The organism is Cupriavidus neocaledonicus (assembly GCF_000372525.1).
GTDB classification, from domain to species: Bacteria; Pseudomonadota; Gammaproteobacteria; order Burkholderiales; family Burkholderiaceae; genus Cupriavidus; species Cupriavidus neocaledonicus.
The window spans coordinates 1-26,238 of sequence record NZ_AQUR01000107.1; the positions used below are offsets into that span (position 1 = coordinate 1).

The window sequence follows — 26,238 nt, forward strand, 5'->3', positions numbered from 1 at the left end:
GCGCTCTTCGATGGCAGCTGGAGTTCGACCGGGAGAGCTATGTGGACGCCGAGTTCGGTCGTCCAGATCCTCTCGATTCAACCACTTATAACCGGTCTTCCGACTGATGCAGAAGCGGCGGCAAAGCTCCGCAATGTTGGCGTCCGCCTGGCGTGCCAGGCGGACGAACTCTTCTCTTTGCTGCTTCACGGTGGTTTGGCTCCAGGGCAACGTTATCCTCCCGCTGACTAAGCGGGAAAAGTGTTACCCATGTCCTGGCACACCTGTTACCTATGTCCCCGGTCTATACAGCGCGCGGGAGAGGGGTGCGATTGCATGGGGTGCTGGCCAGCTCCAGCGCTTCCGACGGACGACGGTTTGCTCCCCTCTCCCGCCTGCGGGAGAGGGGCGGGGGTGAGGGCCGGCGCCTCCACGAAGCAAAGGCCATCGATAGACCCCGACCCCTCAAGACTTCCCCCCACCCGCCGGGCGCGTCGGCAACCGCACCATCCACACACTCACCCCCACCGCGCACGCCAGCAATGCCGCCGAGGCCAGCGGCCGCCCGCGCAGCAGCCACGCCGTGGTCCCCATTGACAGCCACATCATCGACAGCGCCAGGCATTTCGCCCTGAACGGGATGCTGCGATGCCGCTGCCAGTCGCTGACCAGCGGCCCGAAGCGGGGATGCCCCAGCAGCCATTCATGGAAGCGCTGCGAGCCGCGCGCGAAGCAGGCCGCGGCCAGCAGCACGAAGGGCGTGGTCGGCAGCACCGGCAGGAAGATGCCGATGACGCCGAGCAGCAGGCACAGCCCGCCCAGCGCCACCCAGACGGCGCGCAGCACGCGCTGGCGATGGTTCGGCGCAGCTTCGGGATCGGGCGGAAGGTCGGGGTCGGAAGGCGGCAAGGGTCGGACGAAAGGCCGCCATGCGGCCCGGTAAGGGATCGGTCAGCGCGCGATGCCCAGCCGCGCCTTGGCGGCATCGTACTCCGCCTTCATGCGCGCGACGATTTCGCCGGCGCTGGGGATGTCGTGGATCTGGCCCACGCCCTGGCCGGCGCCCCAGATATCCTTCCAGGCCTTGGCCTTGGAACTGCCGCTGGAAAAGTCCATCTTGCTCTTGTCGGCCACCGGCAGGTTGTCCGGGTCCAGGCCCGCGTTGCTGATGCTTTCGCGGATGTAGTTGCCATGCACGCCGGTGAACAGGTTGGTGTAGACGATATCGGCGGCGGCCGAGCTGGTGATCGACTGCTTGTACGACTCGGCCGCGTGGGCCTCCTGCGAGGCGATGAAGCGCGTGCCCACGTAGGCAAAGTCCGCGCCCATGGCCTGCGCGGCCAGCACCGCCTCGCCGGTGGCGATCGAGCCCGACAGCGCGATCGGGCCGTCGAAGATCTTGCGCACCTCGCCCACCAGCGCGAACGGCGACAGCATGCCGGCATGGCCGCCGGCGCCCGCCGCGACCAGGATCAGGCCGTCGACACCGGATTCGATCGCCTTCTCGGCATGGCGCAGGCTGATCACGTCGTGCAGCACGATGCCGCCGTAGCTGTGCACCGCATCGATCAGCTCCTTGGGCGGCGCGCGCAGCGAGGTGATGAAGATCGGCACCTTGTGCTCGACGCAGACCTTGATGTCATGCTCCAGGCGCGCGTTGGAGCTGTGGACGATCTGGTTGACCGCGACCGGGCCCACCGGCGCGCCGGGGTTGGCGGCCTTGAACGCGGCCAGTTCCTGCTCGATCTGCGTCAGCCACTCGTCGAGCAGCTCGGCCGGACGCGCATTGAGCGCGGGGAATGAACCGACGATGCCGGCCTTGCACTGCGCCAGCACCAACTCGGGATAGCTGACGATGAACATGGGCGAGGCAATCACGGGCAGGGCCAGGTTCTGCAGGGCCTGGGGCAGTTGCTTGGCGGCGGGCATGGTGTCTCCTGAACTACGCGCGGGCACGCTGCTCGTGCCCTAAATGAACGGTCGTTCGATTATAGGGAGTTTCTGGGATGCGTCGCTAGAAGCCCCAGTCTATGCCGATCCCGCGCGCCATGGCAGGGCGGGTCAAGGGCGCAGGCGGCGCCGGCAAGGCTGGCGCCGGCGATGACGGGGTCGTGGTCGAAGGAGGGCATGGCGGTTTCCGGAGAGCGAAGGGCTCGAGTCCGGCCAGCCGGGGTGATGGCAATGTATGGCGGGTGAAGCGGCACGGCGGTGCCGAACGCCACCCAACCCCGCCAAAAAAAAAAACGCCCCGCATGCGCGGGGCCATCAATTACCACGAAGACTGATACACACGGCGGGCACCTGCCAATGCCGCAGCCGCCCACGAAGCATAGGCCGCCAATGTGACGGCGCCGTGGCAGCGCGATGAACCGCGCATGACATCACAGCCCGTAGCGCTTGATCTTGTCATAGAGCGTGGCCTTGCCCACCTGCAGCAGGTCCGCGGCCTGGCTGACCGCGCCGCCGGTGCGCGCCAGCGCGTCTGCGATCACGGCGCGCTCGAAGTGCTCCATGCGCTCGCGCAGCGGCGCGCTCTCGTCCGGGCCCGCCGCCTGCGCGCCGGCCTGGCCGCCCTCGGGCACCCCCAGCACCATGCGGTCGGCGGCATTGCGCAGCTCGCGCACGTTGCCGGGCCACGGCCGCTGGGCCAGTGCCTGGCGCTGCGCCTCGGACAGGAGCGGCGCGGGTCGCTGGTAGCGCACCGCCGACACCAGCGAGAAATGCTCGAACAGCGGCACGATGTCCTCGCGCCGCTCGCGCAGCGGCGGCAGCGCGATGGTCACGACATTGAGCCGGTAATACAGGTCTTCGCGGAAGGTGCCGTGCGCCACCAGCGCGTCCATGTCGCCCTTGGCCGCGGCGACGATGCGCACGTCGATCTTGACCGAGGCGTTCGAGCCCAGCCGCTCCAGCGAGCCTTCCTGCAGCACGCGCAGCAGCTTGACCTGCAGCGCCAGCGGCATGCTCTCGATCTCGTCGAGAAACAGCGTGCCGCCCGAGGCGTGCTCGAGCTTGCCGATGCGGCGCTTGCCGGCACCGGTGAAGGCGCCGGCCTCGTGCCCGAACATCTCGCTCTCGAAGATGGCCTCGGGCACCGCGCCGCAATTCAGCGCGATAAAGGGACCTTCGGCGCGCCCGGACAGCGCGTGCAGGCTGCGCGCCACCAGTTCCTTGCCGGTGCCGGTCTCGCCGTTGATCATCACCGGCACGTCGGTGGGCGCGACATTGGCCACCAGCGCGCGCACCTGCTCGATCGCGGGCGAACGGCCGATGATGCGCGTGCCGGCGGCGGGCCCGGCCAGTTCGCGGCGCAGCGCCTGGTTTTCCAGCTCCAGCGCGCGCCGTTCGAGCGCGCGGCGCACGGTATCGGTAAGGCGGTCGGCGCCGAACGGCTTTTCGATGAAGTCATAGGCGCCTTCGCGCATCGCCTGCACCGCCATGGTGATATCGCCGTGGCCGGTCACCAAAATCACCGGCACGCCGGGCGCGGCGTTGCGGCAGTGCTGCAACAGGTCCAGCCCGCTGGCGCCGGGCAGGCGCACGTCCGTCACCACCACGCCGGCAAAGGCGCCGTGCAGGTGCGGGATCGCGGCCTCGGCCGACGGCAGCGCCAGCACGCGGAAGCCGGCCAGCTCCAGGCTTTGCGCGGTGGCCTGCCGCACCAGCGGCTCGTCTTCGACAAACAGGACACGCAGACCGTCTTGCATGGCAGTACTCATGGTGACGCGGAAACCGATGGGGCGGCATCGATGGCGGGCGCGCGCGCCAGCACCAGCGTGAACTGCGCGCCGCCGCCGGTGACGTTGGCGACGCTGAGCTGGCCGCCGAACTCGCGCACGATCGACGACGAGATCGCCAGCCCCAGCCCCAGCCCCTGGCCGGTTTCCTTGGTGGTGAAAAAGGGTTCGAACAGGCGCGGCAGCGCTTCCGGCGCGATGCCGGTGCCGTTGTCGCGCACGACGATGGTGACGGCGTGCTCGCCGGCCTGCACTTCGAGGTCGATGCGGCCGTGTTCCGAGGCGGCCGGCGCGGCCGCGTCGATCGCATCGAGCGCATTGCCGAGCAGGTTCAGCAGCACCTGTTCCAGCTTCAGCTCGTCGGCGCGCACGGCGAGGGCCGGCACCGCGTTCAGCCCGGCGACGCTGACCGTGACCGCGCCCAGCCGCGGCGCCAGCAGCGCCAGGACGTGGTCGACCGCCGCGCGCAGCGCCACCGGCCGCTGCACCGGGCGCGCCTTGCCGGCAAACAGCTTGAGCTGGCCGGTGATCTTGCCCATGCGCTCGGTCAGGTCGGCAATCGCCGTCAGGTTGCCTTCGGCCGCGTCCAGCTGGCCGCGCGCCAGCAGCACGCGGGTGTTGTCCGAGAACGTGCGCAGCGCCGCCAGCGGCTGGTTCAGCTCATGCGTGATGCCGGCCGCCATCTGTCCCAGCGCGGCCAGCTTGCTGGCCTGCACCAGCTCATCCTGCGCCGCGCGCAGCTCGCTTTCGGCGCGGGTGCGCTCGGCCACTTCGTCTTCCAGCTTTTCGTTGATCGCCATCAGGTCGGCGGTGCGGGCCTCGACGCGGCGCTCCAGCTGGTCGTAGGCGGCCTCGAGCAAGCGGCGGCTGTACTGCATGTCGCGCGCGCGCTGGCGGCGCTGGCGCCAGTTGACCAGCAGCAAGCAGATGCAGGCATAGGCCAGCGCCGCGGCCACGGTGGCGTTGCGCGCGTTGGCCAGCACCGGGTCCAGCGGCGCCATCACCTGCATGGTCCAGCCGGCCGGGCCCACGGTGCGGTTCAGCTCCAGGTAGCGGTCGGCGCGTTCGGCGCCGTCGGGCGCGAAGGTGGTGCGGCCGGCCGCGCCCTCGTCGCGCACGCGCACCAGGCGCGCGCCGTGCGCCAGCGTGGTGTCGGCCAGCCAGCGCGTGACCGGCGACGCCAGCGGTTCCAGCGGCAGCGGCGTCACCGCACGGCCGTGGTACTGGCGGGTCCGTTCCATCTCCGCGCGCAGCGCTGGCGGCAGCGGGCGCAGCGTGCGGTACTGCCACGCCGGCACCGACGACAGGAAGATCACGCCATGGTCGTCGCTGACCATCAGCGGCTCGGCGCCGCTGCCGGCACGCTGGAACCACTCCAGGTTGAGCTTGACCACGGTCACGCCGATGACCTTGCCGCCGGCTTCGATCGGCTGGGCGAGGTAGTAGCCGGGCTCCTCGCTGGTGATGCCGATGGCGTAGAAGCGCCCCATCTTGCCGCCCGCGGCGGTCTGGAAGTAGGGGCGGAAGCGGTAGTCGGTGCCGACGAAGCTGCCGGGCTGGTTATGGTTGCTCGCGGCCAGGGCGATGCCGTTGGCCGCGATCACATAGGTGGCCGACGCATGCGCGCGCCGGTTGACCTCGGCCAGGTACTGGTTGGCGGCGGCGACGCGCTGCGCGTCGGCGGGGGCGGCGAGCAGCCCGCGCACGAACGGATGCAGCGACACCAGCGCGGGCAGGAACTCGTAGCGGTCGAGGGTGCTTTCGAGCGTGGCGGCGTAGCGGTCGGCGCGTGTCGCGGTGCCTTGCTGCAGGCTGGCCAGGCCGCGCTGGACCGAAACCAGCCAGGTCAGCGCGCACAGCAGCAGCAGCCCCGCGGCGAGGGCGACGGCAAAGCCCCACCAGCGCCCGCTGCCGGCCGCCGGCGCGTGCACCGGGCGGGTGGCGGCGGGATCATGCACGGCGAGAAAGTCGTCGGAGTGTGGCATCGGCGCGCGAGGGTGTCGCGCCGATGATAACCGCAGGCGCGCGGCCGGGTCAGCGGCGCGCGCGGGGGCGGCCGCAGGTGTGGCCGCGAGTGTGGCCGCGAGTGTGCCCGTGTCAGGCGGCGCGCTGGCCGGCTTCGCCAAGCGCGTCGGCATCGTCACCGGCACCGTGCTGCAGCACGCGCGCCAGGCGCTTGCGGTCCAGCTCGCGTTCCCACGCCGACACCACCACCGTGGCCACGCCGTTGCCGATGATGTTGGTCAGCGCGCGGCATTCGCTCATGAAGCGGTCGATGCCCAGGATCAGCACCATGCCCGCCACCGGGATGGTCGGCACCACCGCCAGCGTCGCCGCCAGCGTGATGAAGCCCGAGCCGGTCACGCCGCTGGCGCCCTTGGAGGTGATCATCGCCACCGCCAGGATGGTCAGCTGCTGCATCAGCGTCAGCTCGATGCCGGTGGCCTGGGCGATGAAGATCACCGCCATCGTCATGTAGATGTTGGTGCCATCCAGGTTGAACGAGTAGCCGGTCGGCACCACCAGGCCCACCACCGACTTGGAGCAGCCCAGCTTCTCCAGCTTTTCCATCATGTGCGGCAGCGCCGCCTCGGACGAGCTGGTGCCGAGCACGATCAGCAGCTCTTCCTTGATGTACGAGATAAAGCGCACGATGCTGAAGCCGGTCATGCGCGCGATCGCGCCCAGCACCACCAGCACGAACACGATGGCGGTGAAGTAAAAGGTGCCGATCAGCTTGAGCAGCGGCACCAGCGAGCCCAGGCCGTACTTGCCGATGGTGAATGCCATCGCGCCGAAGGCGCCGATCGGGGCCACCCTGGTGATCACGTGGACGATGTGGAAGAACACCTTCGAGACCTGCTCGATCAGCTGCACCACGATGCGGGCGCGCTCGCCCAGCACCGCCAGCGCGGCGCCGAAGAACAGCGACACCAGCAGGATCTGCAGGATATCGCCGTTGGCGAAGGCGCTGAACACGGTGTCGGGGATGATGTGCATCAGGAACTCGACCGTGCTCTGGCCGTGCGCCTTCGACACGTACTGGGCGATGGCCTTGGTGTCGAGCGTGGCGGGGTCGATGTTGAAGCCCACGCCCGGCTTGAGCAGGTGCGCGGCGCCCAGCCCGATCAGCAGCGCGAAGGTCGACACCACCTCGAAGTACAGCAGGGCCTTGCCGCCGACGCGGCCGACCTTCTTCATGTCGCTCATGCCGGCGATGCCGGTGACCACGGTACAGAAGATGATCGGGCCGATGATCATCTTGATCAGCTTGATGAAGCCATCGCCCAGCGGCTTCATGGCGACGCCGGTGTCGGGCCAGAAGTGGCCGAGCAGGATGCCGATGCAGATGGCGAACAGGACCTGCACGTACAGGATCTTGTAGAAGGGTTTCCTCATGATGTCGTCCTCGGTGTTGACCGTACCCGGGCGGGTCCGCGCGGGCGCGCGCCGTCACGCTTGCGGCGCGTTCAGGGGCGGGAATTCGCAACCGGCATGCCAGTCCAACCGGTATTGCTAACTGGTTGATTCACAAGGAAAGGCTGGCGAGCGGCGGGCGCCGGGCCTCCGGGATTCCGGAATCCCGGACGGCGCGGATCCGGCGATCCGGAATGGCGGGCGGGCACAGGGTGCGCGAGCCGCCACCTGGCAGGGGTCCGGTGCGCATGGCGGTGCGCGCAAAGCTGCCGCATATCGCGGCCCGGCGCTCGCAACGCCGTATAATTCCGAGCTTCCGTTCAATGCCGTCCGGGCCGTGCCGCCGTCCGGGGCCGTCTTCACACCGTACGCATGCGCAGCTACTACCAGCACCACGTCTTTTTCTGCCTGAACCAGCGCGAGGCCGGCGAGAACTGCTGCGCCAACTACAACGCCAAGGCCATGCAGGAATACGCCAAGAAGCGCTGCAAGGAACTGGGCATCGCCGGCGGCGAAGGCCGCGTGCGCATCAACAAGGCGGGCTGCCTGAACCGCTGTGAACTCGGCCCGGTGCTGGTGGTCTACCCCGAGGCCATCTGGTACACCTATGTCGACGAGCATGACATCGATGAAATCATCGACAGCCACCTGCTCAAGGGCAAGCCGGTCGAGCGGCTGATGGTGGACCGCTGATGGTGGACCGCTGAACGAGAACGAAGTCCGCGGCGCTGCCGATGCCGCAGCGCCGATGCCTGACCCCGCCGCCCGCACGCCGGACGGTTTTTTCATTTTTGCCCCGGGATTTCCCGCCTGAATTTCCCACCTGAGCCAGCTGGCCTCCTGATCGCTCCAGACCGCCCTATGAACGCGCATACCCAGGTACTTTCCATCGCCGGCCCCGTCGGCGCGATCGACGTGTCGGTGGACCTGCCGCAAGGCGAGCCCCGGGGACTAGCGCTGGTGGCACATCCGCATCCGCTGTTCGGCGGCACCAAGGACAACAAGGTCGCGCAAACGCTGGCGCGCGCCTTCGTGCAGCTGGGCTATGCCACCGTGCGCCCCAACTTCCGCGGCGTCGGCGCGACCGCCGGCGAGCATGACAACGGCATCGGCGAACAGGACGACCTGCTCGCCGTGGCGGCCTGGATGCGCCAGCAGACCGCGTGGTCGGCGCAGGCCGCGACGCTGCCGCTGGCGCTGGGCGGGTTCTCGTTCGGCAGCTTCGTCAGCACCCATGTGGCGCGGCGCCTGGCCGAGGCCGGCACGCCCGTGCAGCGCCTGGTGCTGGTGGGCACCGCCGCCAGCCGCTGGGAAGTCGCGCACGTGCCGGCCGACACCATCGTGATCCATGGCGAACAGGACGACACCGTGCCGCTGGCGAGCGTGTTCGACTGGGCCCGCCCGCAGGAGCTGCCGGTGATCGTGATCCCCGGCGCCGACCATTTCTTTCACCGCAAGCTGCACCTGATCAAGCAGCTCGTCGTCAATGCGTGGGACCGGTAAGGCCGGCACGCCCGCCATTCCGGAACTTCCCGCGCCACCTTCTTACCGTCGGAAAACAGAAACATGCTGAATCGAGCCACGACACGCCTTTCGTCCGCCTTTGCTCCCGCCGCCATCGCCGCCGCCATCGTGCTGGCCACCGCGCCCGCCGCCGTGCGGGCGCAGGGCGTGCCGATGCCGCAGGTCGCAGCCAAGTCGTGGATGCTGTATGACGTCACCAGCGGCCAGGCCCTGGCCTCGCAGAACGCCGACGCGCGCATCGAGCCGGCCTCGCTGACCAAGCTGATGACCGCCTACCTGGCGTTCGAGGCACTCAAGGAAAAGCGCCTGACGCTGGACCAGGCGGTGGTGCCGACCAACCTGGTGCTCAAGGTCAAAAGCGACGAGTCGCGCATGTTCATCGAGCCCAACAAGCCGGTCACCGTGCAGGACCTGCTGCTGGGCCTGATCGTGCAGTCGGGCAACGACGCCGCGCTGGCGCTGGCCGAGGCCGTCGGCGGCTCGGAAGAGGGCTTCGTCGCGATGATGAACCGCGAGGCCCAGCGCATGGGCATGAAGAACACCCACTTCACCAATACCGACGGCATCCCCGACCCCAACCACTACACCACCGCGGTCGACCTGGCGACGCTGACCACGCGCCTGATCAAGGACTTCCCCGAGTACTACAGCATGTACTCGCAGAAGGAGTTCACCTATAACAAGATCAGGCAGCCCAACCGCAACCGCCTGCTGTACATCGACTCGACCGTCGACGGCGTCAAGACCGGCCACACCAAGTCCGCGGGCTATTGCCTGATCTCGTCGGCCAAGCGGCCGCTGGCCAACGTGCCGGACGGCTCGCGCCGCCTGATCTCGATCGTGATCGGCACCACCACCGAACAGGTACGCACCCAGGAAAGCCTGAAGATCCTCAACTACGGCTTCCAGTTCTTCGACACGCTGCGCCTGTACGACAAGGGCCAGGTGCTGGCCACGCCGGACATCTACAAGGGCAAGAGCGGCACGGTCAAGATCGGCGTGCAGAACGAGACCTTCGTCACCGTGCCCAAGGGTACCGGCGGGCGCCTGAAGCCGGTGCTGGAGCGCCAGGAACTGCTGATCGCGCCGATCTCGGCGGGCCAGCAGGTGGGCATGGTCAAGCTGATGGACGGCACCAACAAGGTGGCCGAATTCCCGGTGGTGGCGCTGGAAGAGGTGCCCGAGGCCGGCTTCTTCGGCCGCCTGTGGGACACCATCCGCCTGTGGTTCAAGCGCAAGTGACCTGAATGCGCGCGAGCCGGTGCGCCCCGCGGCGCGCCGGCCTCGCGCCGGAGAATCCGAGATGACGACCGACAACCAAGGCAGCGGCAACAAGCCCGGCGCGATCCCGCCGGAACAGTCGCTGATCGAATACCCGAGCCATTTCCCGATCAAGGTGATGGGCGCGATGCAGGACGGCTTCGCCGAAGCCATCGTCGCGCTGGTGCAGCAGTTCGATCCGGACTTCCACGCCGGCAAGATGGAAATGCGCCCGTCGAGCAAGGGCAACTACCTGGGCCTGACCGTGACGGTGTGGGTCACCAGCCGCGAGCAGCTGGACGACCTGTACCGGGCGCTGACTTCGCATCCGATGGTGAAGGTGGTGCTGTAAGGCAGTAGAAGACTTTCCCTCCCGCTCTGTTTGCTTCCCTCTCCCGCCTGCGGGAGAGGGGCCGGGGGTGAGGGCAGGCCCTCGCATACCGACGACCGTCACTTCGTTCGACACTCCCGCCCTCACCCCAACCCTCTCCCGCGCGCGGGAGAGGGGAGCCACTCCCGCAGCGCTTCCAGCGCAACGGGGCGCGGCACGACTCCTTCCCCATACCAACATGAACACCATCACCCTGAAACCCGGCAAGGAAAAATCCCTGCTGCGCCGCCACCCGTGGATCTATGCCACCGGCATTGCCACCACCGAAGGCCGCTGCGAGCCGGGCGCCACCGTGATCGTGCGCGCCTCCGACGGCCGCTTCCTGGCCAAGGCCGCCTACAGCCCCGAATCGCAGATCCGCGCGCGCGTGTGGACCTTCGACGAGAACGAGCCGGTCGACCACGCATTGTTCAAGCGCCGCGTGGCCGCGGCCATCGCCTACCGGCGCCAGTGGGTGCGGGACAGCGACGCGGTGCGGCTGGTCTTCGGCGAATCGGACCGGCTGCCCGGCCTGATCGTCGACTACTACGGCAACGGCGCCGCGGGCCAGCTGGTGTGCCAGTTCAATTCCGCCGGGGTCGAACACTGGAAGGCCGCGATCGTGCAGGCGCTGGTCAAGGAAACCGGCTGCCCCAACGTCTATGAACGCTCCGACGCCGCGGTGCGCCAGCGCGAGGGGCTGGAGCTGGTGACCGGCGTGCTCGCCGGCGCCGAGCCCGACCCGGCGCTGTCGGTGACCGAGCACGGCGTGCGCTATTACGTCGACGTGCGCAACGGCCACAAGACCGGCTTCTATGTCGACCAGCGCGACAACCGCAAGCTGGTCGGCGACCTGGCCGAGGGGCGCGAGGTGCTGAACTGCTTCTGCTATACCGGCGGCTTCTCGCTGGCCGCGCTGCGCGGCGGGGCGAAAGCGGTGACGTCGATCGACTCGTCGGGCGAGGCGCTGAAGATCGCCGCGGGCAACGTGACGCTGAACGGGTTTGATCCGGAGCGCGCCACCTGGCTCGACGCCGACGTGTTCAAGACGCTGCGCGAATTCCGCGCCGAGGGCCGCCAGTTCGACCTGATCGTGCTGGACCCCCCCAAGTTCGCGCCGTCGGCGCAGCATATCGACCGCGCCGCGCGCGCCTACAAGGAGATCAACCTGGTCGGCACACAGCTGCTGCGCCCGGGCGGGCTGCTGTTCACGTACTCGTGCTCGGGGGCGATCAGCATGGAGCTGTTCCAGAAGATCGTCGCCGGCGCGGTGACCGATGCGCGCGCGGATGCGCGCATCCTGCGGCGCTTGTCCGCCGGCACGGATCACCCGATGCTGGCGGCGTTTCCGGAAGGGGAGTATTTGAAGGGTTTGCTGCTGGAGAAGGTGGCCTGACGCAAACACTGACCAGCGGCGCTGGCCTTAAACCGACCGCTTGTCTTCTCCCCTCTCCCGCGCGCGGGAGAGGGGCGGGGGTGAGGGCGAGCGCTTGCACGGAGTCAGGCCTGACTTGCTTGCCAAACGCCGGTCCTCACCCCCGGCCCCTCTCCCATTGCGTGGGAGAGGGGAGAAAAACTTCGCGCGCGCAGGCGTTCCGGGAAATTCCCGTCACCGCCACATATTCCGCATCCGACTGGCCAGGTCCACCGGCGCCAGCGCGGGTTTGACCGCGCCTTGCCCCGGCATCGGCGGCGGCGGCCACGAGCGGCTGTAGAAGTTGGGCATCACCTTGTTCGGCAAGAACCGCGTGCGCGACGCATACACATGCCGGTCGCCGAAGCCCACCTGCTGGTGCACGTAGAACCGCTGCGGCACGATCACATCGAGGTGGTCCCTGGCCCGCGTCATCGCCACATACAGCAGTCGCCGCTCTTCCTCGATCTCTTCGGTGGTGCCGGTGGCCAGGTCGCTCGGCATGCAGCCGTCGACGGCATTGAGCACATAGACCGCCTTCCACTCCTGTCCCTTGGCCGAATGGATGGTCGACAGGATCAGGTAATCCTCGTCGCGCGACGGTACGCCGGATTCATCGCTGGAGGCGCTGGGCGGGTCCAGTGTCAGCTCGGTCAGGAAGCGCTCGCGCGCGCCATAGGTGGCGGCGATGCGCTCCAGTTGCTGCAGGTCGGCCTGGCGCGCGGGGGCATCGTCGTGCAGGCGTTCGAGGTGCGGCGCGTACCAGGCCAGCACCTGCTCGAACTCGGACGGCCACGGCGAGGTCGGCGCCATCAGCGCGCGCGCCAGCGCAAGCAGGTCGGCCCACGCCGGCGCGGCGGCCGGCGGCGGCTCGAATTCCTGCAGCGAGAACAGCGGCTCGGTCGCCAGCGCCATGGCATCGAGCACGCGCGCCGCGGTCTTGGGGCCGATGCCCGGCAGCAGCTGCAGCGTGCGGAACCCTGCCATGCGGTCGCGCGGGTTTTCCAGCCAGCGCACCACCGCCAGCACGTCCTTGACGTGGGTCGATTCCAGGAACTTGAGCCCGCCGAACTTCACGAACGGGATATTGCGCCGCGCCAGCTCGATTTCCAGCTGCGCGCTGTGGTCGGCGGCGCGGAACAGCACCGCCTGCGCCATCAGCGCCAGGCCGGCCTCGCGCCGCGCCAGCACCTGCTCGACCACGTAGCGCGCCTGGTCGGCCTCGTCGTTGACTACGATCACGCCCGGTTTCTCGGCCGACTGGCGCTCGGACCACAGGTCCTTGGTATAGCGTTCGGCCGCAAGCCCGATCACCGCGTTGGCGGCTTGCAGGATCGGCTGGGTCGAGCGGTAGTTCTGCGACAGCGTGACCTGCTGCGCCGCCGGCGTGAACTGCGCGGGGAAATCCAGGATATTGCGCACGGTGGCGCCGCGGAAGGCGTAGATCGACTGCGCGTCGTCGCCGACCACGGTCAGGCCGCGGCCGTCGGGCCGCAGCGCCAGCAGGATCGACGCCTGCAGCGCGTTAGTGTCCTGGTATTCGTCGACCAGGATATGGTCGAAGCGCGCGCCCATGTCCTGCGCGATGGTGGGCTCGGCCATGGCCTGCGCCCAGTACAGCAGCAGGTCGTCGTAATCGAGCACGTGCTGCTTCTGCTTGGCCTCGACATAGCCGGCGAACAGCGTGCGCAGCGCGTCGGCCCACATCGCGTAGCGCGGGAACTGCTGCCTGAGCACCTCTTCCAGCGGCGCCTGGGTGTTGACCACGCGCGAATAGATGGACAGGCAGGTTTCCTTCTTCGGGAAGCGGCTGGCGGTCTCGGACAGGCCCAGGTCGTGGCGCACCACGTGCATCAGGTCGGCGGAATCGCCGCGGTCGCTGATGGTGAAGGCCGGCGACAGGCCCAGGGTCTCGGCATATTCGCGCAGCAGCCGCGCGCCGATGGCGTGGAAGGTGCCGGACCACTGCAGCGCCGCGCGCCCGGCGCCGGTGCTGGTGCCGAGCGCCTGGTCGACGATGCGCTCGACGCGCCGGCCCATCTCGGCGGCGGCGCGGCGCGAGAACGTCAGCAGCAGGATGCGCCGCGGGTCGGCGCCGCCCAGCACCAGGTGCGCGACCCGGTGCGCGAGCGTATTGGTCTTGCCCGAGCCGGCGCCGGCGATGATCAGCAGCGGCGCCTCGCTGCCGTGTTCGACCGCGGCGCGCTGCTCGGGGTTGAGCCGGGACAGGTAGGCGGGCAGCGCTGCGGCGTCGGGGGTGGCGGCTTCGGCAGGTTCAGCCGCGGGGGCAAGGTCCAGGGTCACGGGTTTGGGGCGGGCAGGACGCGCTATGAGAAAACTGGCGCCAACTGTATATCCATACAGCCCGCCGGCGCAACCCGCCGCGCGCGGGAGCGGGGCCTGAAAACAATAAAAGGTGCTTGATGAGCACCTTTTGTCGTCTGTTCGCAGCGCCTGACCGCGGGGCGTTATGCGGCTGACTTTGCCAGCGCGCCGTCGAGCAGCTTGTGCAGCGCGTCCCATTCGGGCTCGCCGACATAGCGCTTGAGGATGCGGCCTTCCTTGTCGATCACGAAGGTGGTCGGCGTCAGCCCCACATTGCCGAAGGCCTTGGCCGCGCTGCCGTCGCTGTCCATCGCCACCTTGAACGGCAGTCCGCGCGTCTTGGCGAAGTTCATCACGTACATGGGCGGGTCGTAGTTCATCGCTACCGCGACGAATTCAAGGCCCTTGCCCTTGAACTGCTCGTAGGTCTTGACCATGTCCGGCATTTCCTTGATGCAGGTGGCGCAGCTGGTGGCCCAGAAGTTGACCAGGTATACCTTGCCCTTGAGATCGGCGGTGCTGACCTTTTCGCCGGACAGCAGCGTGAAGGTGGCGGCCGGCGCGGTGCCGGACGGCGACAGCGCGCGGTAGCCGAACCAGCCCAGCAGCGCCAGCACCACCACGGCGGCGACGATGGGCCAGGGCTTGCGGGAGGTCTTTGAGGCGGAGGTAGTGGTCATGGGAATCCGGCTGAAGCCGCTTTATTCGTGCAGATAGGACCGGGCGGGTCCGGTCAGCAGTGGGACATTCTAATGCGGCCGGCGTTCGCGCGCTGTGCGCCGCCGCCTGGCGCTCATCCGCCGCAATGCTTCCGTCACTTCTGTGCGGCGACGGCGGCGCGCGCCTGTGCCAGCGCCTGTTCCAGGTAGGCGCCGTAGAAATCGGGCTGCATGCCGCGCAGCGGGCTGGCGGCGGCGCGGCCCTGGCGGTCCAGGAACAGCACCGTGGGCGCAACCCTGACCTGGTGCGCGCGGGCCCAGGCGCGCGCGGTGGTGTGGCTGCCGTCGGCATCGCGCAGCGGGGTGTCGGCGGTCATGTCGAGTTCGCGCACGGCGATCTCGCCGGCGGCCGCCTGCGGACCCAGGTAGTTGCGGCGCACCGCGTCGCAATAGCTGCAGCCCGGCATCGATACCAGCACCACCAGCGGCTCGCCGCGGCGCGCGGCGTCGGCGCCGTGGGCGGCGAGGTCGGTGGCCGGCGGCAGGTGCGGCGGACTGCCGGCGGACGCCCCTGCCATGACCGCCAGCAGCGCGCCCGCGGCCAGCCAGCGCAGGCAGGTGCGAGAGGTGGCAGCGCGGGCGAGGCGGGAGGCAGGCATGGCGGAGCTGGGGCGGGGGAGGCGGCGCGGCAAGCACTGGGGCGCCGCTTCCGGGATAATACCGGTTTCCGCGCGCCGGCGACTCGCGCCCGCGCGCGCCGCTTGCGCTGTCCTTCCACCCCGTTTTCCCCATGCGACACGTGCCGCCCCCGCCGAGCCTTCTTGCCGCGCCCCGCTGGTCCCTGACATGCTGTGCCGCGCTGCTCGCGCTGGCCCTGTGCGCCTGTTCGCCGCGCTATGACTGGCGCACCATCCAGTCCGGCGAAGGCGGCTACGCCGCGCTCTATCCCGGCAAGCCCACCAGCGCCGCGCGCGACGTGACCATTGCCGGGCGCAAGCTGCCGATGACGATGGAGGCCGCGCGCGTCGACGACACGCTCTTCGCCGTGGGCGTGGTGACGCTGCCCGCCGACGACGAAGCGCTGCGGCGCGAGGCGCTGGCGGCGATGCAGGCCGGCCTGCTGGCCAACCTGGGCACGCTGTCGGGCGAGCCGCGCACGCGGCCGGTCACCATCCTTAGCGCGGACCGGCCGGGCCGCCCGCTGGCCGGACTGGAGCTGCAGGCCAGCGGCGTGTCGCCGCAGGACCAGTCGCCGCGCCGGCTCAGCGCGCGGCTGGTGGCGGTGGGCACGCGCGCCTTCCAGGCGGTGGTGCTGGAATCCGGCGCGGCCGCGCGCGACGCGCGCCAGGCCGAGCAGGTGGAGCAGTTCCTGGGCGGGTTCCACCCGCTCTGAGGCGCGGCGGCGCCGCCGCGAATCACGGATGCCCGGGAGGCGATGCGCCGCCCCGCATATTGCAGTCAAAGGAGAGTTGAAAATGCGTTGGGAAGTCTGGTTGGCCTATTTCGCCGCGTGCTGGGTGATCGCCGTGTCGCCGGGATCGGGCGCGGTGCTGTCGATGAGCCATGGCCTGTCGTACGGGCTGCGCAGGACCACCACCACCATCTTCGGCCTGCAGGCCGGGCTGGTGATCGTGCTGCTGGTGGCCGGCGGCGGCCTGGGCGCGCTGCTGCTGGCCTCGGAGCAAGCCTTCATGGTGGTCAAGACCATCGGTGCGCTGTACCTGATCTATCTCGGCATCCAGCAATGGCGCGCGCGCGTGGAAGCGGATGCCGCGCAGGACGGCGGCCCGGCGCGCGTGGCCGTGATGAGCCGGCGCCGGCGCTTCGCCACGGGCTTGCTGACCAATGTGACCAATCCCAAGGGCATCATCTTCATGGTCGCGGTGCTGCCGCAGTTCATCGACCCGAACCGGCCGCTGGCGCTGCAGCTGGCGATCCTGGCGGCCACCATGTGCGCCGTCGACCTGGTGGTGATGCATGGCTACGCGCTGCTGGCGTCGCGCATGCAGGGGCTGTTCCGCAATGCCCGCGCGGTGCTGTGGCAGAACCGGTTTTTCGGCAGCGTGCTGATGGCGGTGGGCGCGGCGCTGTTCTTCGTGCGCCGCCAGCACGCCTGACCGGCGCGGCATCCGCACTGGCATGCGCGCACCGGGTTTGCTTCAATGAGGAGGAAACCCCGCCACGGAGCCTCCGCATGCCTGCCTCGCTGAACCCGATCGCCGTTGCGCGCCTGCAGCCGCGCCATACCGTGCCCCCGGTGGAAGAACCCGCGCCGCCGGGCGTGCCGCCCGACCTGCCGCTGTCGCCCGAGGACGACCCGCCGCCGCCGCCGGTGGAACCGCCGGTGGCCGGTGCCGCCGGGCGCTATTGCTTCAGTTCGTAGAAGTCGTTCAGGCAGTACGCGTCGGTCAGCTCGACCGGCTTGTCGCCATGGGTATAGCCGATGCGGCGGATATGCAGCAGCGGCTCGCCCGGCCCGATGCCGAGGCGCGCGGCCAGCTCCGCGGTGGCGACGACCGCGCGCAGCGTCTCGGTGACGCGCAGCACCGGCTTGCCGATCCGGTCCAGGTAGGCGTAGAGCGATTCGCCGATGGCGCTGGCGTCGGGCAGCACGGCCAGCGCCAGCGTGGTCACATCCATCCAGTAGATCTGCCCGTCGGCCTTGCGCAGCCGCGTCAGCCTGACGATTTCGTCGCCCTCGGGCAGGGCCAGTTCCGCGCTTTCCTGCGCGGTGGCGCGGCGGCGCTCGAACGCCACCAGCTCGCTCGCCGGCGTCATGCCGCGCCGGCGCGCCAGCTCGCTGAAATTATCCAGGCGCGGCGGCCTGGGCTCGGCGCGCGGAGCGATAAAGGTGCCTGCGCCGCGGTTGCGCGTGATGGTGCCTTCGTCGGCCAGCACCTGCAGCGCGTGACGCGCGGTGACGCGCGAAATCCCCAGCGAATCGACCAGCGAGCGCTCCGACGGCAGCGCATCGCCCACGCGCCATTGCCCCGCCTGGATGGCGGCGGTGAGCTTGCGCGCCACCTGCAGGTAGATCGGCGTGGCGTCCGCCTCGTCGGGCTTGAGGGCCTGCAGCCGTTGATCCATGCGACTCCTCGTAGCTGCCAAAGCCGATGTAGTGAATACCAATTTAGGACATTGACGACCCTGCGGGAAAATCCGGAGGAAAAGGTGATGCAGGCAGCATGCGCAGCGTGTCCGCCAATTGGTACTGCAGAGGTTGGGCTCGGCAGCGCCCGCCCCGACGCTTGCCTCGGTTGCGCAGCAGCCCGAAAACCGGGGGCTTCCGCATGGCACCGGACTCTCGTCCGCGGGCGGGATTGCGATACTGCCATCTCGCCCCGGTTCAATACCAATTGGACGCACCATTGCCGTCATGGCTGGCATTGGTATTTTTATGGTCGGGAACCGTTCGTGGTTGCCCGTCTTTCCGCCTGATGCGGGCCAACGCATGCCCAACCGGTCGCGCGTATCTGGAAGCAGAATGGATGAGATGGCGTAGCGCCGCGGGACGCGGCAATTCGCCAGGGCGACGCGTGGATCTGGAGAGCATTGCCATGAAGGGAAACATCCTGACGCCGGCAGGCTGGGTCTTCGGCGAGCTCCATGCCGGACCGGACGGTCGCATCGCGCGCATCGAGGGCGTGCCGGCCGCGCCCGCGGGCAACGATGCGCCGTTTGTGCTGCCGGGGTTTGTCGACCTGCTCAACCACGGCGGCGGCGGCCAGGACTTCATGGATGGCGCGGCGGCGGTGCCGGCGATCCTGCGCGCGCATGCGCGCTTCGGCACCACTAGCCTGCTGGCCGCCACCATGACCGCGCCACACGATGTGCTGCTGTGCGCCGTGCGCGCGCTTGGCCGCGCGTGTGCCGGGCGCCCGCCCGGTGCGGCGCGGCTGCTGGGCGTGCACCTGGAAGGGCCGTACCTCAATCCCGGCAACCTGGGCGCGCAGCCCGAGCCCCCGGCCACCGCCACGCCGGAACACCTGGCGCAGTACCTTGGCGCCGCGCCGCTGAAGGTGGTGACGCTGGCGCCAGAAATGCCCGGCCACCTCGACCTGATTCGCCAGCTCGCCGCGCGCGGCGTGCGCGTGCAGCTGGGGCACACGCTCGGCACCTATGAAGACGCGGTGGCCGCGCTCGAGGCCGGCGCCAGCGGCTTCACCCACCTGTTCAACGCGATGACGCCGCTGCGGCATCGCGCCCCCGGCATGGTCGCGGCGGCGCTGGCGCATGCCGAGTTCGCCGAGCTGATCCCGGACCTGCTGCACGTGCATCCCGGCGCCATCCGCGCGGCGCTGCGCGCGATCCCGCGGCTCTATGCGGTCACCGACGCCACCGCCGCCGCCGGCATGCCCGATGGCGTGTACCACCTCGGCAGCCAGACGGTCTACAAGGCCAAGGGCAGCGTGCGGCTGGCCGACGGCACGCTCGCCGGCAGCGTGCTGACCATGGACCAGGCGCTGCGCAACCTGGTCGCGATCGGGCTGGACCTGGCCGATGCCGCGCGGCGCGTGTCGCTGTACCCGGCGCAGTACCTGGGCATCGCCGACCGCGGCAGGCTGGCCGAAGGCTGCTGGGCCGACGTGGTGGTGCTGGACCGCGCGCTGTCGGTGCGCAGCGTGCATGTCGAAGGAGAGTGCTGTGTCGGGACTGCCTGAGCCGCCCTGGACGCGCCAACTGGCACGGATGATGCGGATGGCCCGATGGCGCGGCCGCCGGCGCCGTCCGCCCGGCCGTCCAGCTGCAATACGTGCGCAACGTGACCGCGACATGCTGGGCCGAGCGACTGCCTGAGCCCTGCAAGCAATGCCGGCTTGCCCCGCCCCGGCCAACCTCATCCGCCCCATCGGCACGCAAGGAGCCCGCCATGCCAACCCCCCGCACCGTCTCTGCCTTCGGCACTGCCGACGCCCGGCCGCTCGACCTCGTCATCTTCGGCGGCGCCGGCGACCTGTCGGCGCGCAAGCTGCTGCCCTCGCTCTACATGTGCCACCGCGACGGCAACCTGCCCGACGGCACGCGCATCATCGGCGTGGGCCGGCACCGCTGGGACCGCGAGGCCTTTGTCAATTTTGCCGACGAAAGCGCACAACCGTTTGTCGATGCGCGCTATATCGAGGCCGCCAAATGGCAGGCCTTCCTGCAGCGGCTGGACTTCGTCCATCTCGATGCCGCGCAGGCGGCTGACTACCCGGCACTGGCCGCGCAGCTGCGCAGCGAGGCGCTGCGGATCTACTACATGGCGATGCCGCCGGGGCTGTTCGCCGCCACCTGCGACAACCTCGCCAGCCATGGCCTGATTGCCGACGACACCCGGCTGGTGCTGGAGAAACCGCTGGGCGTCGACCTGGCGTCGGCGATCGACATCGGCGAGGTGGTCAGCCGCTATTTCAGCGAGGATCGCACCTACCGCATCGACCACTACCTGGGCAAGGAAACCGTGCAGAACCTGATGGCGCTGCGCTTCGGCAATTCGATCTTCGAGCCGCTGTGGCGCACGCCGTTCGTGCGCAGCGTGCAGATCACGGTGGCCGAGACCGTGGGCGTGGGCACGCGCGGCGGCTTCTACGACGAGGCCGGCGCCATGCGCGACATGGTGCAGAACCACCTGCTGCAGCTGGTCAGCATCCTGGCGATGGAACCGCCGGCGTCGCTCAACTCGGACGCGGTGCGCGATGAAAAGCTCAAGGTGCTGCGCTCGCTGCGGCCGATGTCGCCCGAGGACGTGCGCCGCAACACCGTGCGCGGCCAGTACACCGCCGGCGCCATCGCCGGCGAGCTGGTGCGCGGCTACCTGCAGGAAGAGGGCATTCCCGCCGACAGCCGCACCGAGACCTTTGTCGCGATGCGGGCCGAGCTTGGCACCTGGCGCTGGAACCAGGTGCCGTTCTACCTGCGCACCGGCAAGCGCATGCAGGAGCGCGTGACCGAGGTGGTGATCCACTTCGCCGAGGTGCCGCATTCCATCTTCGACCCCGGCAGCACGCTGCAGCCCAACCGCATGGTGATCCGGCTGCAGCCGGAAGAGTCGGTGCGGCTGACGCTGATGGTGAAGCAGCCGGGCGAGGGCATGAGACTCAAGCCGCTGAGCCTGGCGCTGAACCTCGACTCGGCCTTCACCACGCGCCGCGCCGAGGCCTACGAGCGCCTGCTGCTCGACGTGATTCGCGGCCGCCTGGCGCTGTTCGTGCGGCGCGACGAGCTGCAGGCCGCATGGACCTGGGTTGATCCGATCCTGGAAGCCTGGCGCGCGCAGGACGAGGGGCCGCGGCCCTATACCGCGGGCACGTGGGGGCCGGCGGCATCGTCGGCGTTCATGGCGCGCGAGGGCGTGCAGTGGTCGGAAGAGGCCTGAGGCGCGGATCGCCCTAGCCGGCCATGCGCAGCGCGCGCCGGTACTGGATCGCCTCGCCGACGTGCGCCGCATCCAGCAGGTCGGCCCCGGCCAGGTCGGCAATGGTGCGCGCCACCTTCAGCACGCGGAAGTACGAGCGCGCCGACCACGCCAGCCGTGTCATCGCGCCGCGCAGCAGGGCCTGCGCCTGCGGGTCCATGGCGCAGTGCTGCTCGATCTCGCGCCCGCCCAGTTCATTGTTGGGCTTGCCCTGCCGCGCCAGCTGCCGCTCACGCGCGGCCAGCACGCGCGCGCGTACCGCGGCGCTGGGTTCGCCGGGCGGGCCGTCGAGCATTTCACCCTGGTCCTGCGCGGGCACCTCGACCTGCAGGTCGATGCGGTCGAGCATGGGCCCGGAGATGCGCGACTGGTAGCGGCGCACCTGGTCGGGGGTGCAGCGGCACGGCCGGTCGGGGTGGCCGAGGTAGCCGCACGGGCAGGGGTTCATCGCCGCCACGAACTGGAAGCAGGCGGGGAAATCGGCGTGGCCGTGGGCGCGGGCGATGGTGATGCGGCCCGATTCCAGCGGCTCGCGCAGGACTTCGAGCACGCGGCGGTCGAACTCGGGCAGCTCGTCCAGGAACAGCACGCCGTGGTGCGCGAGCGAGATCTCGCCCGGACGCGGATTGCCGCCGCCGCCGACCATGGCCGGGCCCGACGCGGTGTGGTGCGGCGCGCGGCAAGGGCGCACGCCCCAGGCCTCAGGGCGGAAGCCGCCCGGGGTCAGGCTCATCACGGCGGCGGCCTCCAGCGCCTGCTGCAGCGACATCGGCGGCAACAGGCCGGGCAGGCGCTGCGCCAGCATCGACTTGCCGGTGCCGGGCGGGCCCACCAGCAGCACCGAATGCTGGCCGGCGGCCGCCACCTCCATGGCCCGGCGCGCCTGCGCCTGGCCGCGGACTTCACACATGTCGGGGCCGCACCCGGTGGCGACGGGCAGCAGCGGCGGCATGGCGCGGGGCAGCCGCGCCCCGGCCACGGGGCCGAGGTGGTCGCAGGCCTGGCGCAGCGTGGCGGCGGCGTGCACGGCCAGGTCTTCGATCAGTGCGGCTTCGGCGCCGTTGCCCGCGGCGACCAGGAAGGTGCGCGGCGCCTCGCCCGAGCCGGCGCGGGCGGCATTGTCGCGCGCCAGCCCCATTGCCATGGCGAGCGCGCCGCGCACCGGACGCAGTTCGCCGGACAGCGACAGCTCGGCGGCGAATTCATGCGCGTCGAGCGCGTCGGCCGGGATCTGGCCGCTGGCGGCCAGGATGCCCAGCGCGATGGCCAGGTCGAAGCGGCCGGATTCCTTGGGCAGGTCCGCCGGGGCCAGGTTGACGGTGATGCGGCGGTTGGGGAACTCGTAGCCGCTGTTTAGGATGGCGGCGCGCACGCGCTCGCGGCTTTCGCGCACGCCGGTGTCGGCCAGGCCGACGATGGTAAAGGCCGGCAGACCGTTGGCCAGGTGGGTCTCGACCCGCACCGGCGGCGCGGCGATGCCGGTCAGGGCCCGGCTGCGCAGGACGGCAAGGCTCATGGCATCGAACCGCACGGAACTGTTAACGAAAAAGGCCGCCAGGACTGGCGGCCTTCATGCAGGCAGGATGGCGGCGGGACCGGCGTGCTCACGCGCCCCCGGTCGAGTCCACCGAGCCGGCGCCGGGCGGGATGCCGGCGCGGCGCTCCAGCTCGGCCACGCGGCTTTCCAGTTCCTCGAGGCGGGCGCGGGTGCGCGCCAGCACCTGCGACTGGACGTCGAATTCCTCGCGCGTGACCAGGTCCAGCCGGGCAAAGCCCTGGGTCATCATGCTGCGCACGTTTTTCTCGATGTCCCTTGCCGGCGAATTGCGCAGCGCCTCGCTGACCTTGTTCTGCAGGTCGTTGAAGAGGTCGGTCGGTTTCATGGTTTCTCCTTTGCGCACCTGACTGGTGCCAATCCGGGTGGGCATCTGGCGTATGGCGCGCTTTCGCACAGGAATTGGGCGCCCTGAATGCGGGCGATTCCCGTGCAAGCGGGCCGTCCCCAGCCACCGTCAGACCTCGATTATCGCCCCAGCGGCACGCCGGCGAAAGCACCGGCGCCGCGCCGTTCACACCTTTTAACCCGATCTGGCGTCGCCGCGGGGCCGATTGCAGGCTGCCCGCGATGCTGGCCGGCGCGTGCCGTGGCGCATCGATCGCCGCTTTCCGTAGGGTGGCACGGCAGTTGCAGTAGTGAGGGCGAGCTGCCTCGAGCTTTACCGGAATCCAACGAAACGAAATCCGAGCCATCAGGAAAAGGAGAAAAACCCCATGAAGAAGTTGGCCCTTGCAGTCAGCGCGATGGTCCTGGCCAGTGCCGCCGGCGGCGCCCTGGCCCAGAGCACCGACGCCGCGGCCCCGGCTGCCGAGCCGGCCTCGCCGCATACGTTCACGGCCAACGTGTCGCTGGTCACGGACTACCGCTACCGCGGCATCAGCCAGACCAACCTGCGCCCGGCAATCCAGGGTGGTTTCGACTATGCGCACGAAAGCGGCTTCTACGTGGGCAACTGGAACTCCAGCATCAGCTGGCTGGAAGACGCCAACCCGGCGGTGTCGGCGCCGGTCGAGATGGACTTCTACGGCGGCTTCAAGAACACCTTCAAGGTCGCCGGCACCGAGTTCGCCTATGACCTGGGCGTGCTCGAGTACTACTACCCGGGCGGCTACAACAACCCGCGCCCGTACACCACCGAGCTGTATGCCGGGGTCGGCTGGGGCCCGGTGTTCCTGAAGTACTCGCACTCGGTCACCAACCTGTTCGGCTGGGCCGACAGCAAGAACAGCTACTACGTCGACCTGACCGCCAACGTGCCGCTGAACTTCTGGGACCTGACGCTGAACGCGCACGTCGGCTACCAGGGCGTGAAGCACAACAGCGATGCCTCGTACACCGACTGGAAGATCGGCCTGACCAAGGACCTGGGCAAGGGCTTTGCGCTGGCGGTCGCCTATGTCGACACCAACGCCAAGGAAGTCGCCTATACCAGCGCCAACCGCGGCCGCTACCTGGGCAAGGCCGCGGCGTGGGCCTCGATCACCAAGACTTTTTAATTCTGACGCAGCCAGGGCGGGCTGATGCCGGTCCGCTCCCAGGAGAATCCTGATGAAACTCATCATCGCAGTCATCAAGCCGTTCAAGCTCGACGAAGTGCGCGAAGCGCTGTCGGACGTGGGCGTGTCCGGCATCACCGTGACCGAAGTGAAAGGCTTCGGCCGCCAGAAGGGCCATACCGAGCTGTACCGCGGCGCCGAATACATCGTCGACTTCCTGCCCAAGGTGAAGATCGAGGTGGCGGTGCCCGACGACGTGGTCGAGCGCGCCATCGAGGCGGTCGAGAAATCGGCCCGCACCGGCAAGATCGGCGACGGCAAGATCTTCGTGGCCCCGATCGAGCAGGTCATCCGCATCCGCACCGGCGAGACCGGCGGCGATGCCCTGTGACCCAAGACAGCATAGAGACAAAGGTGAATTCCATGAAAACCTGGATCAAGCGATTCTTGGCGGCGGGCGCGGTGGCGCTGGCCGTCGGCACGGCCGGCGTCGGCATGTCGACCCCGGCTGCCGCGCAGGACAAGCCGGCAGCCGAGGCCTCGGCCGCCGCCACTTCCGCGCCGGCCGCCGTGCCGGCTGCGGCAGCCCCCGCTGCCGCCCCTGCAGCAGCGCCCGCCGCGGCCGCACCGGCGGAAGCTGCCGCCGCGCCGGCTGCGCCGGTGCCCAACAAGGGCGACACTGCCTGGCTGCTGGTCTCGACCGCGTTCGTGATCCTGATGACGCTGCCCGGCCTGGCGCTGTTCTACGGCGGCCTGGTACGCTCCAAGAACATGCTGTCGGTGCTGATGCAGTGCCTGGTGATCTTCTCGCTGGTGTCGCTGCTGTGGGCCATCTACGGCTACAGCTTCGCCTTCACCGAGGGCAATGCCTTCTTTGGCGGCACTGACCGGCTGTTCATGAAGGGGCTGACGGTCGAGGCCGTGGCCGCCACCTTCAGCAAGGGCGTGGTGCTGCCGGAACTGGGCTACTTTGCCTTCCAGTGCGCCTTCGCCTGCATTACCTGCGGCCTGATCATCGGCGCCTTCGCCGAGCGCGCGCGCTTCTCGGCGGTGCTGGTGTTCGTGGTGCTGTGGTTCACCTTCGCCTACCTGCCGATCGCCCACATGGTGTGGTTCTGGCCGGGCCCTGACGCTTACACCGACGCCGCCGCCGGCACTGCCGCAACGGCCAAGGCCGGCTGGCTGTTCCAGAAGGGCGCGCTCGACTTTGCCGGCGGCACCGTGGTGCACATCAATGCCGCGGTGGCTGGTCTGGTGGGTGCCTTCATGTTCGGCAAGCGCATCGGCTTCGGCCGCGAGGCGATTCGTCCGCACAGCCTGACCTTCACCATGGTCGGTGCCTCGCTGCTGTGGTTCGGCTGGTTCGGCTTCAACGCCGGTTCGGCGCTGGAAGCCAACGGCTCGGCCGCGCTGGCCTTCGTCAACACGCTGCTGGCGACCTGTGCCGCGGTGCTGTCGTGGACCTTCGGCGAGTGGATCGGCAAGGGCAAGCCGTCGATGCTGGGCGGCGCCTCGGGCGCGGTCGCCGGGCTGGTGGCGATCACCCCGGCCGCGGGCTTCGTCGGCCCGATGGGCTCGATCGTGATGGGCGTGGTGGCCGGCCTGCTGTGCCTGTGGGGCGTGACCGGACTCAAGCGCATGCTGGGCATGGACGACTCGCTGGACGTGTTCGGCGTGCACGGCGTGGGCGGCATCGTCGGCGCGCTGCTGACCGGCGTGTTCGCCGCGCCCAGCCTGGGCGGCACCGGCATCTACGACTACGTCGCCAACAAGGTGGCGGACGACTACTCGATCGCCGGCCAGCTGTGGATTCAGTTCGAAGGCGTGCTCACCACGGTGGTGTGGTCTGGCGTGGTGGCCTTCGTCGCCTACAAGCTGGTGGACATGCTGATCGGGCTGCGCGTGCCGGAAGACGAAGAACGCGAAGGCCTGGATATCACCTCGCACGGCGAAACCGCCTACGAAGGCTGAGCGCAAAGGTGTTGTGCTGGAGGGCTGATTGGGAATCTGCTCTCAGGAGTTTTGCCCGGCTGCGTGCCGGGCTTTTTTCTTTGTCGTGTTGACCGGGGTTGCAGACATTAGCCTGCGGCCTGCGCGCAATC

General features: G+C 69.3%; 25 protein-coding genes. 13 read left to right on the forward strand and 12 right to left on the reverse strand.

Translation table 11 applies throughout. The features are described 5' to 3' along the window. The 6 genes from A3AG_RS33640 to A3AG_RS0128190 all read right to left on the reverse strand — a co-directional run. On the reverse strand, positions 1 to 189 hold a 189-nt coding region (locus A3AG_RS33640; RefSeq protein ID WP_167332283.1), incomplete at its 3' end, for a helix-turn-helix domain-containing protein. Positions 190 to 444: 255 nt separating this feature from the next. Further along, on the reverse strand, positions 445 to 888 hold the full coding sequence (locus tag A3AG_RS0128170) for a YbaN family protein (protein WP_018008634.1): 444 nt from the start codon (positions 886 to 888) through the stop codon (positions 445 to 447). Between the two features lie 42 nt (positions 889 to 930). Then, positions 931 to 1,908, reverse strand: coding sequence for an NAD(P)H-dependent flavin oxidoreductase (locus tag A3AG_RS0128175; RefSeq protein ID WP_018008635.1), 978 nt, complete (start codon positions 1,906 to 1,908; stop codon positions 931 to 933). 452 nt (positions 1,909 to 2,360) lie between these two features. Beyond that, positions 2,361 to 3,686 carry a sigma-54-dependent transcriptional regulator gene (locus tag A3AG_RS0128180; RefSeq protein ID WP_026164531.1) on the reverse strand — a complete coding sequence of 442 codons (1,326 nt, stop codon included), beginning with the start codon at positions 3,684 to 3,686 and terminating at the stop codon, positions 2,361 to 2,363. Between the two features lie 8 nt (positions 3,687 to 3,694). Continuing rightward, positions 3,695 to 5,701, reverse strand: a complete 2,007-nt coding sequence (locus A3AG_RS0128185; protein WP_018008637.1) for a sensor histidine kinase — start codon at positions 5,699 to 5,701, stop codon at positions 3,695 to 3,697. A 112-nt stretch (positions 5,702 to 5,813) separates the two neighbouring features. Continuing rightward, the gene (locus A3AG_RS0128190) at positions 5,814 to 7,118 is read right to left on the reverse strand and encodes a dicarboxylate/amino acid:cation symporter (RefSeq protein WP_051073576.1); all 1,305 of its coding nucleotides are present in this window, start codon (positions 7,116 to 7,118) and stop codon (positions 5,814 to 5,816) included. Positions 7,119 to 7,505: 387 nt separating this feature from the next. Here A3AG_RS0128190 and A3AG_RS0128195 point away from each other — a divergent pair, with 387 nt between their 5' ends. From A3AG_RS0128195 to A3AG_RS0128215, 5 genes are all read left to right on the forward strand, one after another. Further along, on the forward strand, positions 7,506 to 7,826 hold the full coding sequence (locus A3AG_RS0128195; protein ID WP_012351580.1) for a (2Fe-2S) ferredoxin domain-containing protein: 321 nt from the start codon (positions 7,506 to 7,508) through the stop codon (positions 7,824 to 7,826). A 168-nt stretch (positions 7,827 to 7,994) separates the two neighbouring features. Next, a complete protein-coding gene (locus A3AG_RS0128200; protein ID WP_018008639.1) occupies positions 7,995 to 8,636 on the forward strand; it encodes an alpha/beta hydrolase in 642 nt (213 codons plus the stop codon). Positions 8,637 to 8,699: 63 nt separating this feature from the next. Further along, complete coding sequence (locus A3AG_RS0128205; protein ID WP_018008640.1) at positions 8,700 to 9,899, forward strand: D-alanyl-D-alanine carboxypeptidase family protein; 1,200 nt, start codon at positions 8,700 to 8,702, stop codon at positions 9,897 to 9,899. 61 nt (positions 9,900 to 9,960) lie between these two features. Next, positions 9,961 to 10,269 carry an HP0495 family protein gene (locus A3AG_RS0128210; protein ID WP_018008641.1) on the forward strand — a complete coding sequence of 103 codons (309 nt, stop codon included), beginning with the start codon at positions 9,961 to 9,963 and terminating at the stop codon, positions 10,267 to 10,269. Positions 10,270 to 10,486: 217 nt separating this feature from the next. Continuing rightward, positions 10,487 to 11,683 (forward strand): class I SAM-dependent rRNA methyltransferase, encoded by a 1,197-nt coding sequence (locus tag A3AG_RS0128215; protein ID WP_018008642.1) that lies wholly within the window; start codon positions 10,487 to 10,489, stop codon positions 11,681 to 11,683. A gap of 213 nt (positions 11,684 to 11,896) precedes the next feature. On the opposite strand, the gene A3AG_RS0128220 is transcribed toward A3AG_RS0128215, so the two are convergent. The 3 genes from A3AG_RS0128220 to A3AG_RS0128230 all read right to left on the reverse strand — a co-directional run bounded on the left by A3AG_RS0128220 (position 11,897) and on the right by A3AG_RS0128230 (position 15,344). Then, on the reverse strand, positions 11,897 to 14,005 hold the full coding sequence (locus tag A3AG_RS0128220) for an ATP-dependent helicase (protein WP_026164532.1): 2,109 nt from the start codon (positions 14,003 to 14,005) through the stop codon (positions 11,897 to 11,899). Positions 14,006 to 14,169: 164 nt separating this feature from the next. Further along, positions 14,170 to 14,706, reverse strand: a complete 537-nt coding sequence (locus A3AG_RS0128225; protein WP_018008643.1) for a TlpA disulfide reductase family protein — start codon at positions 14,704 to 14,706, stop codon at positions 14,170 to 14,172. Between the two features lie 134 nt (positions 14,707 to 14,840). Then, on the reverse strand, positions 14,841 to 15,344 hold the full coding sequence (locus A3AG_RS0128230; RefSeq protein WP_018008644.1) for a thioredoxin fold domain-containing protein: 504 nt from the start codon (positions 15,342 to 15,344) through the stop codon (positions 14,841 to 14,843). Positions 15,345 to 15,475: 131 nt separating this feature from the next. Between A3AG_RS0128230 and A3AG_RS0128235 the strand changes: the two genes are divergently transcribed. The 3 genes from A3AG_RS0128235 to A3AG_RS0128245 all read left to right on the forward strand — a co-directional run bounded on the left by A3AG_RS0128235 (position 15,476) and on the right by A3AG_RS0128245 (position 17,068). After that, positions 15,476 to 16,078 (forward strand): hypothetical protein, encoded by a 603-nt coding sequence (locus A3AG_RS0128235; RefSeq protein ID WP_018008645.1) that lies wholly within the window; start codon positions 15,476 to 15,478, stop codon positions 16,076 to 16,078. Between the two features lie 82 nt (positions 16,079 to 16,160). Next, complete coding sequence (locus A3AG_RS0128240) at positions 16,161 to 16,802, forward strand: LysE family transporter (protein WP_018008646.1); 642 nt, start codon at positions 16,161 to 16,163, stop codon at positions 16,800 to 16,802. Between the two features lie 77 nt (positions 16,803 to 16,879). After that, positions 16,880 to 17,068 (forward strand): hypothetical protein, encoded by a 189-nt coding sequence (locus tag A3AG_RS0128245; RefSeq protein WP_018008647.1) that lies wholly within the window; start codon positions 16,880 to 16,882, stop codon positions 17,066 to 17,068. Here A3AG_RS0128245 and A3AG_RS0128250 read toward each other — a convergent pair. Continuing rightward, positions 17,050 to 17,772 carry a GntR family transcriptional regulator gene (locus A3AG_RS0128250; protein ID WP_018008648.1) on the reverse strand — a complete coding sequence of 241 codons (723 nt, stop codon included), beginning with the start codon at positions 17,770 to 17,772 and terminating at the stop codon, positions 17,050 to 17,052. The two genes, A3AG_RS0128245 and A3AG_RS0128250, sit on opposite strands and share 19 nt — an antisense overlap. A gap of 470 nt (positions 17,773 to 18,242) precedes the next feature. Between A3AG_RS0128250 and nagA the strand changes: the two genes are divergently transcribed. Together nagA and zwf are read left to right on the forward strand one after the other, a co-directional pair. After that, positions 18,243 to 19,346 carry an N-acetylglucosamine-6-phosphate deacetylase gene (gene nagA / locus A3AG_RS0128255; protein ID WP_018008649.1) on the forward strand — a complete coding sequence of 368 codons (1,104 nt, stop codon included), beginning with the start codon at positions 18,243 to 18,245 and terminating at the stop codon, positions 19,344 to 19,346. A 209-nt stretch (positions 19,347 to 19,555) separates the two neighbouring features. Next, positions 19,556 to 21,043 (forward strand): glucose-6-phosphate dehydrogenase, encoded by a 1,488-nt coding sequence (gene zwf / locus A3AG_RS0128260; protein ID WP_018008650.1) that lies wholly within the window; start codon positions 19,556 to 19,558, stop codon positions 21,041 to 21,043. 13 nt (positions 21,044 to 21,056) lie between these two features. Here zwf and A3AG_RS0128265 read toward each other — a convergent pair whose 3' ends face one another. Next, a complete protein-coding gene (locus A3AG_RS0128265) occupies positions 21,057 to 22,598 on the reverse strand; it encodes a YifB family Mg chelatase-like AAA ATPase (RefSeq protein WP_026164534.1) in 1,542 nt (513 codons plus the stop codon). An 88-nt stretch (positions 22,599 to 22,686) separates the two neighbouring features. Continuing rightward, on the reverse strand, positions 22,687 to 22,965 hold the full coding sequence (locus A3AG_RS0128270; RefSeq protein ID WP_012351595.1) for an accessory factor UbiK family protein: 279 nt from the start codon (positions 22,963 to 22,965) through the stop codon (positions 22,687 to 22,689). Positions 22,966 to 23,353: 388 nt separating this feature from the next. Here A3AG_RS0128270 and A3AG_RS0128275 point away from each other — a divergent pair, with 388 nt between their 5' ends. The 3 genes from A3AG_RS0128275 to A3AG_RS0128285 are packed head-to-tail and all read left to right on the forward strand — an operon-like array spanning position 23,354 to position 26,107. Continuing rightward, positions 23,354 to 24,136 carry a TorF family putative porin gene (locus tag A3AG_RS0128275; protein ID WP_018008652.1) on the forward strand — a complete coding sequence of 261 codons (783 nt, stop codon included), beginning with the start codon at positions 23,354 to 23,356 and terminating at the stop codon, positions 24,134 to 24,136. A gap of 52 nt (positions 24,137 to 24,188) precedes the next feature. Further along, a complete protein-coding gene (locus A3AG_RS0128280; protein WP_010814843.1) occupies positions 24,189 to 24,527 on the forward strand; it encodes a P-II family nitrogen regulator in 339 nt (112 codons plus the stop codon). Between the two features lie 32 nt (positions 24,528 to 24,559). Then, on the forward strand, positions 24,560 to 26,107 hold the full coding sequence (locus A3AG_RS0128285) for an ammonium transporter (protein WP_020384486.1): 1,548 nt from the start codon (positions 24,560 to 24,562) through the stop codon (positions 26,105 to 26,107). Positions 26,108 to 26,238: the final 131 nt, after the last annotated feature.